14 protein-coding genes are annotated in these 18188 nt (G+C 63.4%); 1 reads left to right on the plus strand and 13 read right to left on the minus strand.

Annotated elements, in window-relative coordinates; translation table 11 throughout:
* Nucleotides 1-93 precede the first annotated feature (93 nt).
* The 12 genes from HDG39_RS15695 to HDG39_RS15750 all read right to left on the minus strand — a co-directional run bounded on the left by HDG39_RS15695 (nucleotide 94) and on the right by HDG39_RS15750 (nucleotide 15321).
* On the minus strand, nucleotides 94-693 hold the full coding sequence (locus tag HDG39_RS15695; protein WP_184006831.1) for a PqiC family protein: 600 nt from the start codon (nucleotides 691-693) through the stop codon (nucleotides 94-96).
* The gene (locus HDG39_RS15700) at nucleotides 690-2303 is read right to left on the minus strand and encodes a PqiB family protein (protein WP_184006833.1); all 1614 of its coding nucleotides are present in this window, start codon (nucleotides 2301-2303) and stop codon (nucleotides 690-692) included. Before HDG39_RS15700 ends, HDG39_RS15695 begins: the two co-directional genes overlap by 4 nt.
* Nucleotides 2287-3567, minus strand: coding sequence for a paraquat-inducible protein A (locus HDG39_RS15705; RefSeq protein ID WP_184006835.1), 1281 nt, complete (start codon nucleotides 3565-3567; stop codon nucleotides 2287-2289). The genes HDG39_RS15700 and HDG39_RS15705 overlap by 17 nt, the downstream gene beginning before the upstream one ends.
* Nucleotides 3564-5078 (minus strand): efflux transporter outer membrane subunit, encoded by a 1515-nt coding sequence (locus HDG39_RS15710; protein ID WP_184006837.1) that lies wholly within the window; start codon nucleotides 5076-5078, stop codon nucleotides 3564-3566. Before HDG39_RS15710 ends, HDG39_RS15705 begins: the two co-directional genes overlap by 4 nt.
* A gap of 1 nt (nucleotide 5079) precedes the next feature.
* Nucleotides 5080-8313 (minus strand): efflux RND transporter permease subunit, encoded by a 3234-nt coding sequence (locus tag HDG39_RS15715; protein ID WP_184006839.1) that lies wholly within the window; start codon nucleotides 8311-8313, stop codon nucleotides 5080-5082.
* Nucleotides 8314-8326: 13 nt separating this feature from the next.
* Complete coding sequence (locus tag HDG39_RS15720) at nucleotides 8327-9574, minus strand: efflux RND transporter periplasmic adaptor subunit (RefSeq protein ID WP_184006841.1); 1248 nt, start codon at nucleotides 9572-9574, stop codon at nucleotides 8327-8329.
* A 16-nt stretch (nucleotides 9575-9590) separates the two neighbouring features.
* Nucleotides 9591-9983: a hypothetical protein gene (locus HDG39_RS15725; RefSeq protein WP_090808966.1), complete on the minus strand. Its 393-nt coding sequence runs from the start codon at nucleotides 9981-9983 to the stop codon at nucleotides 9591-9593.
* A 216-nt stretch (nucleotides 9984-10199) separates the two neighbouring features.
* Nucleotides 10200-10586: a response regulator transcription factor gene (locus tag HDG39_RS15730; protein WP_018424533.1), complete on the minus strand. Its 387-nt coding sequence runs from the start codon at nucleotides 10584-10586 to the stop codon at nucleotides 10200-10202.
* Nucleotides 10587-10747: 161 nt separating this feature from the next.
* Complete coding sequence (locus HDG39_RS15735) at nucleotides 10748-11371, minus strand: response regulator transcription factor (protein WP_184006843.1); 624 nt, start codon at nucleotides 11369-11371, stop codon at nucleotides 10748-10750.
* A 5-nt stretch (nucleotides 11372-11376) separates the two neighbouring features.
* Nucleotides 11377-12837, minus strand: a complete 1461-nt coding sequence (locus tag HDG39_RS15740) for a PAS domain-containing sensor histidine kinase (RefSeq protein ID WP_184006845.1) — start codon at nucleotides 12835-12837, stop codon at nucleotides 11377-11379.
* A 931-nt stretch (nucleotides 12838-13768) separates the two neighbouring features.
* The gene (locus HDG39_RS15745; RefSeq protein WP_409259169.1) at nucleotides 13769-14356 is read right to left on the minus strand and encodes a BPSL1445 family SYLF domain-containing lipoprotein; all 588 of its coding nucleotides are present in this window, start codon (nucleotides 14354-14356) and stop codon (nucleotides 13769-13771) included.
* Between the two features lie 284 nt (nucleotides 14357-14640).
* On the minus strand, nucleotides 14641-15321 hold the full coding sequence (locus tag HDG39_RS15750) for a hypothetical protein (protein ID WP_184006847.1): 681 nt from the start codon (nucleotides 15319-15321) through the stop codon (nucleotides 14641-14643).
* Between the two features lie 231 nt (nucleotides 15322-15552).
* Between HDG39_RS15750 and ppk2 the strand changes: the two genes are divergently transcribed.
* A complete protein-coding gene (ppk2, locus tag HDG39_RS15755; protein WP_184006849.1) occupies nucleotides 15553-16368 on the plus strand; it encodes a polyphosphate kinase 2 in 816 nt (271 codons plus the stop codon).
* 27 nt (nucleotides 16369-16395) lie between these two features.
* On the opposite strand, the gene HDG39_RS15760 is transcribed toward ppk2, so the two are convergent.
* Nucleotides 16396-18180, minus strand: coding sequence for an acyl-CoA dehydrogenase family protein (locus HDG39_RS15760; RefSeq protein WP_184006851.1), 1785 nt, complete (start codon nucleotides 18178-18180; stop codon nucleotides 16396-16398).
* Nucleotides 18181-18188 lie beyond the last annotated feature (8 nt).

Below are 18188 nucleotides of genomic sequence, written 5' to 3' on the forward strand. Positions count from 1 at the left end.
CTAGCAATCGGACCAAGGTCTTATTATGCGCGCGACCCGGTGCAGCGCACGGGTTCGGGCGCGGCGCGTGTCGACGTGACGCAGCGCGACGTCTCATTGAGCAGGATTTGCCTGCACCGCCGCGGCGATATCGCGGCTCACCGAGGCGAGCGCGCGATCGTGGGCGGCGATGATCGGCTCGAATCCGGGACCGGACACGCTCTCGCGCGCGACCGAGCGGCCGGTGACGGCGCGGATCTTGCCGGGCGGCCGCACGGCCCACAGCACATCGACGGTGACGTCGCGCCCCGGCACGGACTCGAAGCGCATCACGTCGATCCGCACGCGCCAGACGACGGACGGATCGCGTACCGCATCGAATACCGAAATCTGCTGCGAGTTCAGCAGCGCGCCGAGATCGGCCGCGATCACGCGCCCGATGTCGCCACCGAGCGGCTGCGCCCAGCGGTCGAATTCGTTGACCGCGACCTCGTTGTTAGCGATCCTCGTGACGATCTGCGGCCGGTCTACGATCTCGGGTATCGTGACCGGACCGATCACCGCCGCGATCGGCCGGCTCGCGCCGCTGCTGCTCAACGACTCGTCGGGGCTCAGCGTGTAGAAGTTCGTCGCCGGCGACTTGCAGGCGCCGAGCAGAGCGCCGGCGAGCGCGAGCATCAGGCCGGCCGCGAAGCGGCGCATCGCATCTGTCATGGCTTCTTGTCCTCGGACTTGCCGCGCACGAGCGATTCCGGATGCTGCGCCAGATAGTCGGCCAGCGTGCGCAGCGAGGCAGCGGTGCGGGTCAGTTCACGCATTGCGTCCTCCGTCGATTGCTGCAGCGACGAGTCCGGCTGCAGCGCGGCATTCGCGGAATCGAGCGTGGATTGCGCGGACAGCAGCGTGTCGAACGCTTTCGGCACGACCTGCGTGTGGAGCTGCCCGAGCATCGCGTTGGTGGTGCGCAGCGTCGAGCGCGCGTCCTTGCCGATATCGTCGAACGGTATGTTGTTGATCTTGGCGAGCAGTCGCGTGACCGATTCCTGCAGCGATTCCAGCGTGCGCGCAATCGCGGGCATTTCGGGCGGCGTCTTGCTCCAGTCGATCGACGCCTTCGGCGCGTCGGGGAAATAGTCGAGCGCGAGATACTGCTGGCCGGTCAGCAGATTGCCGGTTCTCAACTGGAAGCGGAAGCCGTGCTCGACCAGATAGTTCGCGAGACCGCGCGGGTCGTTGGTGAGGCGTCCGCCGGCGCCGTCGTTCTGATAGCGCGACGTGAACCGCTCCGGATAGAGATTGATCTCGACCGGACTGCTGAAGCGGCGGGTGTCCGGATCGAAGCGCGTGTAGATCGCCGTCACTTCGCCGATTTCGACGCCGCGGAAATCGACCGGCGCGCCAACTGTCAGACCGCGCACCGAATCCGTGAAGTTCACCACGTATTTGACGACGATGCGATCGTGCATCTTCATCGCGTCGGCGCGCGTGGTGTACAGGTCGAACCGGGTGCCGCTATCGGCGCTCGTCTCTACCTGCGAATCGGGCGGCGATTCGAACGCGATCCCGCCGATGATGATCGATACGATCGACTGCGTTTCGACGCGCAAGCCGCTGCTGTCGAACGACATGTCGACGCCGCTGGCGTGCCAGAAGCGCGTGTCGGTTCTGACGAAGCGGTCATACGGCGCGTTGACGAAGACCTTCACCGTGACGCCGTGGCCGTCTGGGTCCAACTGGTACGACGCGACCTGGCCCACCTGAATTCTGCGGAAAAACACGGGCGTACCCACGTCGAGCGAGCCGAGTTCCGTGCCGTGCAACGTATACTCGTGCCCCGGCACGTCGCTCGCGAACACGGGGGGCTCCTCGAGGCCGACGAAACTGCGGCGCGCTTTTGGCGAATTGCCGACGTCGACGTCGATATACGAGCCCGACAGCAGCGTGCCGAGCCCCGACACCGTACCGCCCGAAATGCGCGGACGCACGACCCAGAAGCGCGTGTTGTCGACGAGCAGGTCCGACACGTCGCGCGTCACCTCGGCCTTGGCCACCACGCGCTTGTGGTCCGGCGTCAGCGAGACCGTTTCGACCACGCCGATATCGACGTCCTTGAACTTGAGCTTCGTCTTGCCCGCTTCGAGACCATCGCCGGTCTTGAAGCTGATGCTGATCTGCTCGCCGCGCTCCATCACCGCCTTCACCGCCAGCCAACCGCCGATCAGTATCGCCACGATCGGCACGAGCCAGACCAGTTGCATCCGCCAGCGCGAGCGCGGCACCGGCTCAGCGGCGGGCAGTTCGGGCTCTTCAGTCGGAGTGGACACGTTCGGTCTCCAAAGCGTCCCACATCAAGCGTGGATCGAACGCCATCGCGGCGAGCAAGGTCAGCACGACGACCGCGCCGAACGCGATCGCCGCCGGCCCCGCCTTGATCGTCGCCAGCGCCTGGAATTGCACCAGCGCGACCAGCATCGTGATCACGTAGATGTCGAGCATCGACCAGCGACCGATCAGCTCGATCAGGCGATAGATCCGCGTGCGCTGCGCGGGCAGCCATTGCCAACGAAGCTGCGTCGACAGCGCGAGATACCCGATGCCGAGAATCTTCAGCATCGGCACGACGATGCTCGCGATGAACACGAGCAGCGCAAGCGGCCACGAGCCCGATACCCACAGATAGACCACGCCGCTCAGGATCGTGTCCTTCTGCGTGCCGAACAGCGAACTCGTGTCCATCACGGGCAGCACGTTGGCCGGAATGTAGAGCACCATCGCGGCCACCAGATACGCCCACGTTCGCGACAGGCTCGCGGGCTTGCGCTGGTGCACCGGCGCCTTGCAGCGCGGACAGACGTGCTTGAGCGCGCCGCTGGGCTGCTTGAGCAGCAGGCCGCATTCTTCGCACAGCACGAGCCCGTAGGCAGACGCCGTGATGGCGTTGCCGCGCACGCGGATCGGCGGCAACTGCCACGCCCGCGCGCCACGCGCTGCCGTGATGCGCGCCCACACCTCATGCGGATCGAAGGTCGCCGCCGCGGCCGCGAGCAGCAGCATCAGCGCGATGAACGACCACAGCGCAGTGCCCGGCACCACCCTGGCGATGTGCGCGAGCTTGACCAGCGCGACCAGCAAGCCGAGGATCAGCACCTCGGTCATGCCCCACGGCCGCGCGAGCTGAAACAGACGAAAGCACTCGGCCGGCCGCCACGGCACGCGCCCGAAGCGCAGCGGCAGCAGCAGCCACAGCATCGCCGCGGTTTGCAGCACCGGCGTGACGATCGTCGTGAGGGCGACCAGCAAGGCGAGCGGCCACGAGCCGTGGCTGTACAGCATGCGCACCGAACCCGCGAGCGTCGTCTGCACGACATGGCCGTTCAGCGACAGACCGACGATCGGAAACACGTTCGAGATCACGAGCAGCACCGCGGACGCGCACGAGAATGCGAGCGCATACTCCGGCCCGTTCGAGCGTCCGCGCCTGAGCTCCGCGCGGCAACGCCGGCAGCGCAACGCATTACCGGCGGCGGGCGGCGCGCCGAGCTGAAGCAGGTCGCACTCTTCGCACGCAATCAGCTCGTTACCCGTCATCTCGCCTCCTCTGCACCCGACGTTCCAGCCGGCGCCGGCGCGTTCTGCGAGACCGGCGCCATCGCCGGCGAGTTTTGCGGCGCGGGCGGCGGCGCCGTCAGTTTTTCCGCCTCGGCCACCCAGCCACCGCCCGTCGCCTTGTAGAGCGTGACGTACGAGGTCAGCACCGCGCCTTGAGTTTGCGCATAGCTCAGTTGCGCGTTGAACAGGCTGCGCTCCGCATCGAGCACTTCGATGTAGCTCGTATAGCCGCCTTCGTAGCGCTGCCGCGCGAGGTGCGCATAGGTGTGCAGCGCCTCGACCTGGAGGTTTTGCGCATCGAGTGCCTGATGCGTCTTCTGCACGGAGATGAGCGCGTCCTCGACCTCCTGGAACGCTACCTGGATCGCCTTTTCGTACGAGTACAGCGATTCCTGCTGGCGCGCTTCGGCCTGGTGCACCTGGCCGGTGATGTTGCCCGCCGTGAAGATCGGCTGCGTGACGCTGCCGGCAAACGACCACACGCGCGCCGGACCGGTGAACAGATTCGAGAACTGCGCGCTGACCGAACCGAACAGCCCGGTCAGCGAAATCGACGGGAAGTACAGCGCGCGCGCCGCCCCGATCAGCGCGTTTTGCGCGACCAGCGTCTGCTCGGCCTCCAGCAGGTCGGGACGGCGTTCGAGCAGATCGGACGGCAGCCCCTCGGGAATCGGCGGCGTGCCCATCTGCGATAGCTCACGGCCGCGCAGTATCGCGCCGGGATTCCTGCCGATCAACACCGACAACGCGTCTTCCTGCTGGGCGATCTGCGCTTCGAGCTGCGGAATCGTGACTTGCGCGGCTTGATACTCCGACTGGCTTTGCGCGAGTTCCATCTGCGAGACCTCGCCGTAGCGGAAGCGCGCCTCGAATACGCGCACCGATTCCGCGCGGCTTTGCACGGTCTCCTTCGCGATCACTAGCTGCCGGTCCAGACTGCGCAGATTGATGTAGGCCGACGCGACCGAGCTCACCAGCGTCAGAATCGTGGCGTGGCGACCCTCTTCGCTTGCGAGCAGATTCGCGCGTGCCGCCTCGGTTTCCCGGCGCACCTTGCCGAACAGATCGAGTTCCCAGGACACCGCCAGCGTCGCGTCGAACTGGTTGTAGACGGGGCTCACGCCCTTCGGCACCGGCACGCCTTGGTCCTGCGAGACCCGTTGACGCGACGCGTCGGCGCCTGCCGAAAGCTGCGGGAACAGCCCGGAGCGCGTGGTCACGAACTGCCCGCGAAACTCGTCGACCCGCGCGGCCGCGATCTTCACGTCGCGATTGTCCTGCAGCGCGGCGGCGATCAGCTGATCGAGCACCGGGTCCTGAAACTGCTCCCACCACACGGCGTTGGCGATGCCCGCGGCCTCGCCCTGGGCGAAACGATAAGTGGCCGGCACGTCGACCGCCGGGCGCTCGTAGTTGGGGCCTAGCAGGCATCCGCTCAGCGCGAGCAGCATGACGGATGCGAGCAAACGCGCCGGTGCCGTGCCGTGCATGTCATTCACCTGCCCGCGGCGCGGACGGCGCCTCGCTCGACGCACCGGGCCCCGGCACCGCCGAGGGTTCGCGTCCTGCGCCGCCGCTGGGCTCCACGCCCGGCGTCGGCTTTTTGCCTCCTTTCGAGCGCGACGACATGGTTTCGAGCAGGTAATAGAACATCGGGATGAAGAATACGGCGATCGCCGTCGCGCCCAACATGCCGCCGATCACACCGGTGCCGATCGAATGACGGCTGTTGGCCGACGCGCCCGTCGCGATCGCGAGCGGCACGCAGCCGAGAATGAACGCGAGCGAGGTCATCACGATCGGGCGCAGCCGTTCTTCCGCCGCGGTCATCGTCGCGTCGAACACCGAGGCGCCGGTCTCGCGATTGAGCACCGCGAATTCGAAGATCAGGATCGCGTTCTTCGCGGCGAGCGCGACCAGCATCGTCAGCCCGATCTGGAAGTAGACGTCGTTGGACAGGCCGCGCAGCATGATCGCGAGCAACGCGCCGAACAGCGCGAACGGCACAGCCATCAGCACGCCGAACGGCAGCGTCCACTTCTCGTACTGCGCGGCGAGGATCAGGAACACCATCACGAGACCGAATACGAAGACGAGCCCGGACGTGCCGCCCGACTGCCGTTCCTCGAATGCCTCGCCACTCCATGCCACGTCGTAGCCTTCCGGCATCTGCGCGGCGATCTGTTCCAGCGTCGAGATCACCTGTCCGGAGCTGTAGCCCGGCGCGGCATTCGCCGTGACCTTGATGGCCGGGAAATTATTGAATCGCGTGACGAGGTCCGGGCCCGTCGTAAAGCGGTAGCTTGCCACCGACTTGATTGGCACCATCGTGCCGTTCGTGCTGCGCACGAAGATCTGATCGAGATCAGTAGGCTTCAGGCGATACCGCGGGTCCGCCTGCAGGATCACCTGCCACAGCCGGCTCGAGCGGTTGAACTGCGATACGTACAGCGAGCCGAACATCGTCTGCATCGAGCTATAGACGTCTTCGACCGGCACGCCGAGCGTCTCCGACTTGTCGCGATCCACGTCGACCAGCAGTTGCCGCGACGCCGCATTGAAGGTCATCGTGACGCCGGTCAGCTCCTTGCGCGCCCGCGCTTTCTGCACGAACTGGTCGGCCACGCCCGCGAGCTGTGCGATGGAAGCGTCCCCCTTGCTCTGAATCCACACCTCCGTGCCGCCTGTCGTGCCGAGCCCCGGAATCGACGGCGGGTTGACCGGCACAATAATGCCCTCCTGGACGTTCGCGAAATGGCGATACGCGTCGAGCAGCACCTGGCGCGCGTTCTGCGTCGCGCGGTTGGCGCGCGTATAGCGTTCGTCGAAGCTCTTCAGACCGACGAAGAAGGTGCCGGCATTGTTCTTGTTCTGGCTGTCGAGCAGGCTGAAACCATCGACCGTGGTGATGCTGCCGACCGCCTCCTGTTTCATGAAATAGTCAGTGATGACTTGCGACACCTGGCCGGTGCGGTCGAGGCTAGCCGCGTCCGGCATGATGACCGCGCCGAGCAGATAACCCTGGTCTTCAGGCGGCAGGAACGCCGACGGAATCGAGCGCATCATCAGCACCGCCAGCACGATCATCGCCGCGAAGAACACGAGCCCCATGACAAAGCGCTTGATGATGAGCTTGACCGCGCGCGTATAGCCCGACGTCATGCGGCCGAACTGATTGTCGAACCAGCGGAAAAAGCCCTTCTTCTCGTGGTGCGCGCTTTTCAGCAGCAACGCGGCGAGCGCCGGTGACAAGGTCAGTGCAACGATGCCGGACAGCACCACCGAAATCGCAATCGTGATCGCGAACTGCTTGTACATCTGGCCGGTGATGCCGCCGAGAAACGCGACCGGCACGAACACCGCGCACAACACCAGCACGATCGCCACGACTGGCCCGGCGACTTCGTCCATCGCCCGTTTCGAGGCCTCTTTCGGCGAGAGCTTGTGCACCGTGATGTTGCGTTCAACGTTCTCGATCACGACGATCGCATCGTCGACGACGATACCGATCGCGAGCACCATGCCGAACAAGGTCAGCATGTTGATCGAAAAGCCCAGCGGCAGCATGAACATGCAGGTGCCGACGATCGACACCGGCACCGCGATGATCGGAATCAGCGTCGCGCGAAGGCTTTGCAGGAATACGAACACGACGATCACGACGAGCACCAGCGCTTCGAAGAACGTATGGATCACGTCCGAGATCGACGCTCGCGTGAACTCGGTCGTGTCCATCGCGATTTCGTAGCTCATGCCTTCCGGAAACGACTTCTTCAGTTCCGCGAGTGTCGTGCGCACCTGCTTCGCCACGTCGAGCGCATTGGCGCCCGGCTGCTGATACACGGCGAGCACGGTGGCCGGCTTGCCCTGGAAGCGGCTGCGAATCGAGTAGTCTTTCTGGCCGAGCTCGGCGCGGCCGATGTCCTTGAGCCGCACGATCGCCGCGCCGCCGCTCGCGGCGCGCACGATGATGTTGTCGAACTGCGAAGGCTCGGCGAGGCGCCCCGTGGTCGTGACCGCGAACGATTGCTGGACCGCTCCGCTGGTCGGCGACTGTCCGATACTGCCCACCGCGAACTGCTGGTTCTGGTTCGCGACGACCCGTTGCACGTCGGCGGCCGTCACGCCCAGCTGCGCCATCCGGTCGGGCTTCAGCCAGATCCGCATCGCGTAGTCTGGCGTGCCGAAGATACTCGACTGGTTCGCGCCCGGAATCCGCTTGATCGCGTCAAGCACGTAGATGTTCGTAAAGTTCGCGATATACGTCGCATCGTAGCGGTTGGTGGGCGAATAGATCGCGATCACCATCATGAACGCCTGCGACTTTTTCTGTACCTGAATGCCCTGCGCCTGGACCGATTGCGGCAGTTGCGGCAGCGCGAGATTCACGCGGTTCTGCACGTCGACCTGGGCCAGTTCGGGGTTCGTACCGATCTGGAAGTACACGTTGAGCGTCATACTGCCGGTCGACGAACTCGACGAGTTCATGTAGATCATGTTGTCCGCGCCATTGACCTGCTGCTCGATCGGTGCGGCGACGTTGTTCGCGACGACCTCGGCGCTGGCGCCCGGATAGGTGGCGGACACCGTGATTTGCGGCGGCGTGATGTCGGGGTACTGCGCGATCGGCAGCGAGAACATCGCCAATGCGCCGCCGAGCGTGATGACGATCGAAATGACTGACGCGAAAATCGGCCGATCGATGCAGTAGCGCGAAATGTTCATGGCGGCTGCCCCGTCACTCGGCGGCGGGCGCTGCCGCGGCGCCTTGCGACGCAGCCGTCGCCACCGCCGCCGGGCTTTTCCCGCCGGCCGCCAGGGTTTTGATGATCTTTAGCTGCGAATCCGCGGTAACGCGCTGCGCGCCGTCCACGACGATGCGCTCGCCCGCCTTGAGACCGTCCGAAACAAACCAGTTATCGCCCTGCCAGTCGCCGACTTCGACGACGCGCTGATGCGCCTTCGAGTCGCTACCGACGACCCACACGAAGTGGCTCTTCGCGCCCTGCAACACCGCGCGCTGCGGCACGAGTGTCGCGTGGGGACGGATCGCGCCCGAGACGCGGGCCCGCACGAACTGGCCGGGGCGCAGCGTGCCCTTCGGATTTTCGAAGGTCGCACGCACGAGGAAGGTTCCCGTTTCGGTGTTGAACGCCGGGTTCGCGAAGTCGATCTGGCCTTGCTCGGCATAGGGCGAGCCATCGGCGAGGATCAGATGCACGACGAAATCGTTGTGCGCGGGAAACCTCAATAGTCCTGCCGCAATGTCATCCCGGTACTTCAGCATCTCGTTCTCGGAGATGCTGAAGTTCACCCACATCGGATCGAGCTGGTACACGTAGGTCAGCAAACCGTTCGAGGTGGCCGTCACGTAGCTGCCGTCCTGCTGACGCGCGAAGCTCGACAGGCCGTTCAGCGGAGACTTGATCGTCGTGTAGCCGAGGTTCAGCAGTGCGGTGTCGACTTCGCCCTGGGCGGCGATCACCGCGGCGGCGCTCTGCTTCTCGTTGCCGACCGCGTCGTCGAGATCCTTCTTGCTCAACGCGTTCTGCGCCGCCAACGGCACCACGCGCGCGAGATTGGCCTTGGCGACTTCGAGACGCGCCTGCTGCTGGGCCAGTTGACCTTTCGCGGTCCGCAGCGCGGCCTCGAACGGCTTGCGGTCCATCTGGAACATCGTTTGTCCCGTCTTGACCAACGCGCCTTCGGTGTACATGCGCTTGTCGAGGAAGCCGTCCACCCGCGAGCGGATCTCGACTTCACGCGAACTCTGCGTTTGCGCGGTAAATTCGAAGTCGACCGGCGTGTCCTGCTGCGTCACCGTCATCACGGTCACTTCCGGCGCGGCGACGACCGGCGGCGGTGGTGCCTTCTTGCACGACGCGAGCCACGTGAGCAGCGTCAGCGCCGCGATGATGGCGAGCAATGGGAGAGCGCCGCGAGAATGTGGCCGCGGCGAGGCCAGGGACACGGGTACGGTTTTCATCGCGCACTCCGTCTGATCACAAAGGCGTGCAGTTGCCGAACAGCACGAAGGCATCGTTTCTGTTCGCGATCGTCAGCGTCATCTCGCCGTCCGTCGAATCGACGACCAGCGTCCAGCCAAAGCCCAACTCATTGCCGAGGATCAGGAGCTGATCCGCCTCCTTGGTGACCGACAGCATCGGCGTCGTGCGCGCGGGACCGACGACCGCGCGTTTGTCGAAGTCGAGAGTCAGGAATTTCGGCAGACCGAGATCCGCGGGCAACGCGCGCGTGCAGGCGATGCCCGGATCGCAGGCGTGCGCGTCGATCGTCGCGCAGATCAGCCGTTTGCTGCCGTCGAAGTCCGCCGCGCCCACCTGCATCGCAGCGGTACCGAGAAGAATCGCGAGACAAACCGAAATTGATTTCATCACGTGCGCTCCCGCTTTTATCCTTGAACGCTGCCGCATTCCGCGCGGCGCATCGCACGCGCAAAGGCACGCATGCGCCACAACCTGTCCGGTTTCGAGTTCGGTGCGGCGCAGCCGGCGTTCGGTTCGACGCGTTGACTGAGTTCAGTTTGGTGGTCCGAAGAAACGGCGACAATCGGACCTTGGTCTCATATCATCCGGCGCGAAGACGCGCGTTCAGGGTGTCGGCGGACCGCCGATGGCCACCTCGACCGCCTTGAACAGAATCGCGCTGGTGAAAGGCTTGCGCAGATACGCGGCCGCGCCGGCCGCGAGCGCGGTCTGGCGGACGGAGAGATCGTCATAGGCGGTAATCACGATGACCGGCACGCCCATTTGCGCGAGCTGACGCTGGACTTCCAGGCCGTTGGTTCCCGGCATCTGGACATCCAGAATCACGCAGGCAGGCCGATACGACGGAATTGCCGCAAGCGCATTCAAGAACTCGTCACCGCTGCAAAACGTCTCCGACCTGATACCTTCGGAATGCAGCAAACGCTTGATGGCTCGGCACACCGACTCGTCATCGTCGACCACCGCAACGAATTGGTTAGGGTTGACCATATGACAGCGCGAACGCGCAGTCGCTCCGGAAAGTGGACCACTGATGCCTTAGCGTACTGGTTGAAACCCCGATGAGATATAAGACTTTGGTCCACTAGCGGTGTCGGCCAGCACCGCTGGAGTGGCGGCGCGACGCGGGAGTCGGCGCCTGGTTCGCGCGATTATTCTTCGTCGGCCGTACAAACGCCGCCCTTTCGCACCAGATGAACGAGGTCGACGATCGAGCGGGCCTTCATCTTCTCCATCACGCGGGCCCGATGAATCTTGATCGTTTTTTCGGCCGCGCCCAGATCGCTCGCAACCTGTTTGTTCAGGCGGCCAGTCACGACGAGTTCCATGACTTCGCGTTCGCGGCGGGTCAGATGCCGCATCCGCTCTTCTATTTCCTCGCGTTCGTGGCGCCGCCTGCTTTCCACATACGCGCGCGCGAGCGCGCGATCTACCGCGGCGAGCAACAGCGAGTCGCGCACCGGCTTGGGCAGAAAGTCGACCGCTCCGCCTTTCATCGCGTCGACGCTCGAGCCGATGTCGCCGTGCCCGGTCAGGAATACGATCGGCAGCAGCTGATCGAGCTTGCGCTGCACTTCGAGTCCCGTCATGCCAGGCATCTGCAGATCGAGAACGAGGCAGGCTGGCATGCTCGTCAAATCGGCTCGTTCGAGAAAGGCCTCAGGACTGTCGAAGCATTCGACCTGGTAGCCGGAGGCGCGCAGCAAGCGGGCGAGCGCGCTGCGCACGCTGTCGTCGTCGTCGACGATGAAGACGCGAGTGTTGGTCTGGTTCATGATGATCAGGGCACGAGTCTCTGTCGGATATCGGTCGCGACGGGAAGCGTGACGTGAAACGATGCCCCTTTGCCCTCGTTGTTTTCCGCCCATAGCCGGCCGCGGTGCGCCGTGACGATCGTGCGGCTGATCGAAAGACCCAGTCCGAGCCCCTGCGGTTTGGTGGTGAAAAATGGCCGGAAAATCCTTTCCATGCTGTCGACGTCGAGGCCCTGGCCGCGATCTTTTACCGTTATCCGTACCAGTCCGTCCGATTCCACACGCGCCGTCGTTTCGACGAGGCGGTCCGCGGCAGGGCAATCCTTGACCGCGTCGAAAGCGTTGAGCAGCAGGTTCAGGATCACCTGCTGAAGCTGAACCTTGTCGCCGCAAATCAGCGCCAGATTCTCCGGAATGTCGAAGCTCGTGCGCACGCCGCGCGTCAACGCATCGCTGTGCACGAGCATCGCGATGTCGCGCACGACGTTGCCGACGTCCAGCAACTGCAACTCGACATCGCCTTTGCGCACCAATGCGCGAATCCTTTGCAGCACCTCGTTCGCGCGGCAATTGTCGGCGACGATGTCTTCGAGCGCTTCGCGCAGCTCCACTACGTTGGTCGTCTCCGCATCCATGAATTTGCGTGCGGCTTGCGCGTTGAACAGGATCGCGGTAAGCGGCTGCTTCAACTCGTGCGCGAGCGATCCGGCGAGTTCGCCCAATGAAGAAACGCGCGCGAGATGCGCGAGATCCCTTGTATTTCCATCGACTTCGCCGCACGCACTGCATTCCGATATAGCTGTGATCCGCAATTCCTGATTGTGCACACGGCATCGCGTGGTTTCCGCCTCCGCGTGAAAGCCGCCGCCATCGCGCCGCCGCGCGATCAAAACCTGCGTGGTCGTGACGCCGCGGATTTGTATCTTCGCGCCACGATTGCCTGGGCCCGACCGATCGACATTGATGCCATCGATCGGAAAGAGCTTGGCGGTCGGCGCGCCGATCAGCTCTTCCCTGGTGTAGCCGAACAGTTGCGCGGCCCGCGCGTTCGCGAAGATGATCTGGTCCCGGTGATCGACCGTGACGATCGGAACCGGCAACATTTCGAGCGTCTCGCACAGCGGCATTCTCGCGTCGAGCATGCGCCGCGTGCTGCTATCGCCTTCGCCTCGCAGCCACGACGCGCAAGCGGCGACATAGCGCCGCCATGCCGGCAACGCGTACGGCGGCTCGTGGGTATCGCGGGTATCGCGGGTACTCTGTCGGCTCGACACGCCGGGGATGCTGCGAGCGCGCTGAAACCGGTGATGCCTGGGTGACAACTGTCTGGAACGGTCGTGTCCGGATAGTGGAGCACCGTCGTTGCGCGCATTGTCGATCTGTGACGGGCCGCTTTGACCCATGTGGCGCGGTTGCGCGTGCAGCGCCGCGAGAATTCCCGCTACCCCGATCGCCAGTTGTCTGCCGTGCACGATCAGATTAATCATTGGCACCTCCGGGTCCAGTGCGAACGGATTCCGTACAACTGCGACGTCTTTATCTTTGGGCTTCGAACCACATAATCGACTTCACAATCGGTACTTCGCACGCCTGGTGGCTGGAAATCAGTATAGGCTATCCAGAATCACTTACCGAAGGGTTACCTTAATTTATGCCGCTTACTCGGGAAACTACTCAATAGTGTTCTGCGTTGTCCGCCATCAATCGGAAAATGGCGACAGAGTTTGTTAGGCAGTTAATTATTGCCGGGCGAGGCAGTGTCCGTGCCGTCCGTTTGCACGCACAGAAAGTTAGCAAACTGGCAACGTCGCCGTATGAGCCGCAATGTTCCCTGCAACGTGACGGATTTGCACTAGCCCGTGAAGCCCGGCGAGATAGCGCTTTCAGATGAAAACTTCCAACCATAAAGCTTTCATGCATCGCGAATCGCAGAGTCAGCGGGTATACCCAACGCTAATTCTCCAATTTAACTAATTGGTCGGCGATTTTTTTGACGCAAGTCAACGTTTTTATCGCCCGCTATTACAGTACGAATCATTTGCATTCATCGACCACGAAAAAATAAAATTATGCCAGCCAGATGACTAAACGCGGCACCGCGGCGAGAACGCGTGTTTCGGCTTCGTCTTTTCTACCGGTATTGAATAAACAGGACGGTCAGTGCAGATTACAGGGAGCGTCGCTGCGAGTCGCGAGCACATCTGGCTCGCAGCGTTTCGTGCGAACAACGGGAGGGATGATAGGGAGGCTAAGTGGGGTGAGTCCGCCAAAAACTATCCGCTTCGCGTCGCCGTGCCAAGGCACGCGTAGCGTGTCGCGCGGCCTCGCTGTAACGAAACCGCGCAACGCGCGATAGCCGCGCCGCCGTGTGACAGCGCCATGACGATTCGATCGAATGCCGCTGCTTGCCGCGCCCTGTTACAGATTCATGCGCGTAACCTTGGTGCCGGCCAGCGACAGGTCGGCCATCAAGCCCGTATTGGTCAAGACCATCGCGACGACATCGGCGGTCGCCGACGTGGTATCGATCGCGCCGGTAGCGCCGACTTTCAGCAGTGAAACCGAAGCATCGGCGCCCACCGACCAGCCCTTCGCGTTGCGGAATTTCTCGAGCGAATCTTTCGTCATGAACAGGAAGAACACGGCGGTCGACTGCGCGCCGGCCTGCAATCCGAACGATGCCGCGGCGGTACTGAAATAGCCGACCGTCGCTCCCCCGACGCGCAATGCCCCTTCACCGTACTCGCCACCGACGATGAACGCCGCCTTCCTCACCGATGGAAACACCAGCACGCCCTGCGCCTTCGATACCAGTTCGTGCGAGCCTTGCACCGTATCGAACAATTTCGACAGCGCACCGTTCACGGCCGCATCGATCTCCTGCCGTTTGGCGGCGTCGGTAGTGGCGCTCGCGCCACTGCCTCCGGTCGTCGTGCAACCCGCCAAAGCCAGACTCGCGGCCATGGATGTAAGCGCGAGCGTGTGCACAAAGTTCCGTCTGTTCACTATCGACTCCGTTCTGGTTACGATCCGAGTCGCCAGTCCTGATGGCTGGAAGCCTCGATCTTTTTTCTCCGCCGTGAAGCGGCATAGCCGCCCAAGGAACCATCAATGCCATCGCCGCCCGTCGATTTTCTTCGGTATCCGGATGCGACGACTACAACGCTTGCAGATACATGATGTCACGCTGAAACCGCTGCGGAATCGGACCTTGGTCTTACAGGAAGCGCGGTGTCGATGATGAATGAAACGCGAAGCCAGCGAAGCTGATTGGCGGGGGCCGACCTCGATCATCCGCCGAGCGCGATGATCGCCACGGTGAGCAGGACGCCGACCGCCGCCATCGCAAGGCCGGCCTGCCAGCCGCGAAATCCCGCGTAATGCCCCAGCGCCATGCCGCTGCCGAATAACATCGCGATGGTCAAGACACGGGAGGCGATCAACGCAGTCGGAACGTTCGCGAACAGCACGAAGGGCAACGCGACCGGGAATGTTGCGGCTACTACGAGCATAAAGATAGCCGCGGCGGCGATGAAATCGTCGCGCACGAATACTGCTCGCTGCGGCAGATCCGGCCGCGCCGCAACACGCCTGCGGATGGACTCGAGCTCCGTCTCGCCGATCAACGGTCTGAGCCACGCGGCCATTGCGTCGTGAAGCGTCCGAACGCCCGCGGCCGCATTCGGCTGGCTCCGCACGGAATGCGCAAGCGTCACACGCCTGCCGCGAGCCACCAGCGTACGCACGAGGAACATCACCGCGTCCGCGAGGCCCCATGCGAGATTGCAGCCGAGCGCCGTGTAGAACATCTTGTGCCCCGCGTCGGCACCCGCGCCGACGGCCGAGACGGTGCCGACGAACGTCAGCGCCATGAAGAGGCCGAAACATAACTCGCACACTCGATCGACGACATCGAGAACCGGCTCCCTATCGCCGACGTTTTCCTGCTGCGTGTGACCCGTGGCGTCCATGAGGCCTCCTGTGGCGATGACGTGAACCGAACCCGCCCTTTGCTGGCATACGGACGAGGCGCGACGAGGACAGTCGGATCGGGCAGACGCGAGCAGACGCCCGCAGCATACAGCGCGCACTGTACCGGCGATATTGGACCAAGGTCGTATGGCCCTGCTTCGCGTCGCGCTCTACCGTGGGAATGGATCATTGCGTAGTACGCTGGAACAGTCCGCGCTGGGGAGAAGATAATGGCCAAAGCGAAGTCGGAAAACGGGCAGCCCGAGCAAGACAGGGCGCTGTCGTACAAGGAATATCGCAAGGCGCTTTTCGATCTGCACGTGGAGCTCGTCAAGCTGCAGGAATGGGTCGTGCAAACGGGAAGCAAGGTCTGCGTCGTCTTCGAGGGACGCGACGGCGCGGGCAAAGGCGGCACGATCAAGGCGATGACCGAGCGCGTCAGTCCGCGCGTCTTCCGCGTCGTTGCATTGCCCGCGCCTAGCGAACGTGAAAAAAGCCAGATGTATGTGCAGCGCTACGTGCCGTACTTGCCGGCCGCGGGCGAGATCGTCATTTTCGACCGCAGCTGGTACAACCGCGCCGGCGTCGAGCGCGTGATGGGTTTCTGCTCCGAGGAGGAAGTGCAGAAGTTCTTCAAGGCCGTGCCGCTCGTCGAGCGGGCGATCGTCGAATCCGGGGTCATCCTCCTCAAGTACTGGCTCGAGGTCAGCCCCGAGGAACAGACCCGACGTCTCGAGGCACGCATCAACGACGGTCGCAAGGTCTGGAAACTGACCGAGATGGACCTGAAATCCTATAGCCGATGGTATGACTACTCGCGTGCCCGCGATGAGATGCTCGCGGCGTCGGACACCGACTATGCCTCGTGGTTCATAGCGAATTCAAACGACAAGCGGCGCGCGCGACTGAACATCATCAGCGACATGCTTCAGAGAATTCCGTACAAGCAGCCTGCCCGCAAGAAAGTCTCGCTGCCGAAACGGCAAAAGCCCGACGGTTATAAGGAACCAGACTATCCGTTTAAATACGTGGCCGAGCGGTATTGATCTGGCAGGTGTTGCTCGAGCTGACTTTCAAACGTACGGCAGCGTTGCCTCGCAACCGGCTTCAACGAGGCTGCGGCGATAAGCGAAGGCCGCGAGCGGGTAGTCGAAGAAGAAGCGGCCCGTCTCCCGCTTCTCCATATAGAACGTTTCCGCCTCGCATTGCGGCGTCGCGATTCGCAGCGCGCGCGCCCATGCGAACGCCAGCAGCATCCAGCCAAGCATCGCGAGATAGTCGTCCGCGACCCGGTAGGCCGTCTCCGGGTCTTGCGCGTGGCGTGCCTTGATCGACCGTGTCGTGCTCTCCACTGTCTGTGCGAGTTCTGCGAGCTTCGCGCCGGCGGCACGAACCGGCGGATCGGACTCCTGGCACAGCCGCGCTTCCGCGCGCACGTGGCGAAGCAGCACATCGAACGCCACCGCCCCATCGGGCAGCACCTTCCGAATCAGCAGATCGATCGCCTGAATTTCGTTGGTGCCTTCGTACAACATCGACACGCGACTATCGCGCAACGTCTGTTCAATGCCGTACTCGTGGGTGTATCCGTAGCCGCCGAACACCTGCAGCGCGTTCGATGCGGCGCCAAAACCGTTGGCCGTAAAAAACGCCTTTGCAATCGGAGTCAACAGCGATGCGAGCTGCGCCGCCTGTTCCCGTTCGGCGGCATCGGCATGACGTGCGGCGATGTCGAGCCAATGCGCGGTCCAGTAACCGATCGCGCGCTCGCCTTCGACGATCGCGCGCAGCTCCATCAGAATCCGCCGCATGGCCGGATGAAACGCAATTGGCGAAGCCTTTCCCGGTGCGACGTTCGCACCGGCCGGCACGCTCACTGCACGCATCTGCGCGCGCTCCTGCGCGTAAGCGTGCGCGCGTTGCCACGCGGTGTGCGCATGCCCGAGGCCCTGCATCGCAACCTGCAGCCGCGCCGCGTTCATCATCACGAACAGGCACGCGAGACCGCGATGCGCTTCACCGACGAGCCAACCGAATGCGCGTTCGAAGCGCATCGTGCAGGTCGGGCTGCCTTTCAGGCCCATTTTCTTTTCGATGCCTTCGCAATAGACACCATTGCACGAACGCCCACCGTCGTCGTCTTCCAGCCATTCCGGCACGACGAACAGCGACAACCCTTTCGTGCCGGGCGGCGCATCAGGCACTCGAGCGAGCACCAGATGAACGATGTTCTCCGTCAGATCGTGCGCGCCGCCGCTGATAAAGATCTTGCTGCCGTCGATGAAATACCCGTCGGTGCCCGGTGCTTCAGTCGCGCGCGAACGGATCAGGCCGACATCGCTGCCGGCCTGGGGCTCGGTCAGACACATCGTCGATAGCCACTCACCACTCGCGACTTTCGGCAGCAATGCCTTTTTCACGCGTTCGCTGCCATACGTCTGCAAGCATGCCGTCGCGCCGTGCGTGAGCCCGGGCGACATCAACCATGCATGGTTGGCGCCCGCGAGCATTTCCTGAAGTGCGACGTCGAGAAGCTGCGGCAGGCCCTGTCCGCCGTGCCCGGTGTCGAGCGATAATGTCGGCCAACCCGCTTCGACGAATTCCGCGTAGGACTCGCGAAAACCCGCGGGCGTCGTCACCTTGCCCGCGTCGAAACGACATCCTTCAAGATCGGCGCTCGCGTTGAGCGGCGCGATGCGCTCCTCGACGAAACGCGCCGCTTCCTCCAGCACCTGCTGCGCGGTCTGCGAGTCGAGGTCTTGCCAGTCGGGCACGTCGCGCCACCACGAAGTGACGTCGAGCCACTCGTCCATTACGAAGCGCATATCGCGTAGCGGCGCCTTATAAGTCAACGTCATTTCTTCCT

This window comes from Paraburkholderia lebeckiae, assembly GCF_014201005.1.
In the GTDB taxonomy this organism is placed as follows: Bacteria; Pseudomonadota; Gammaproteobacteria; order Burkholderiales; family Burkholderiaceae; genus Paraburkholderia; species Paraburkholderia tuberum.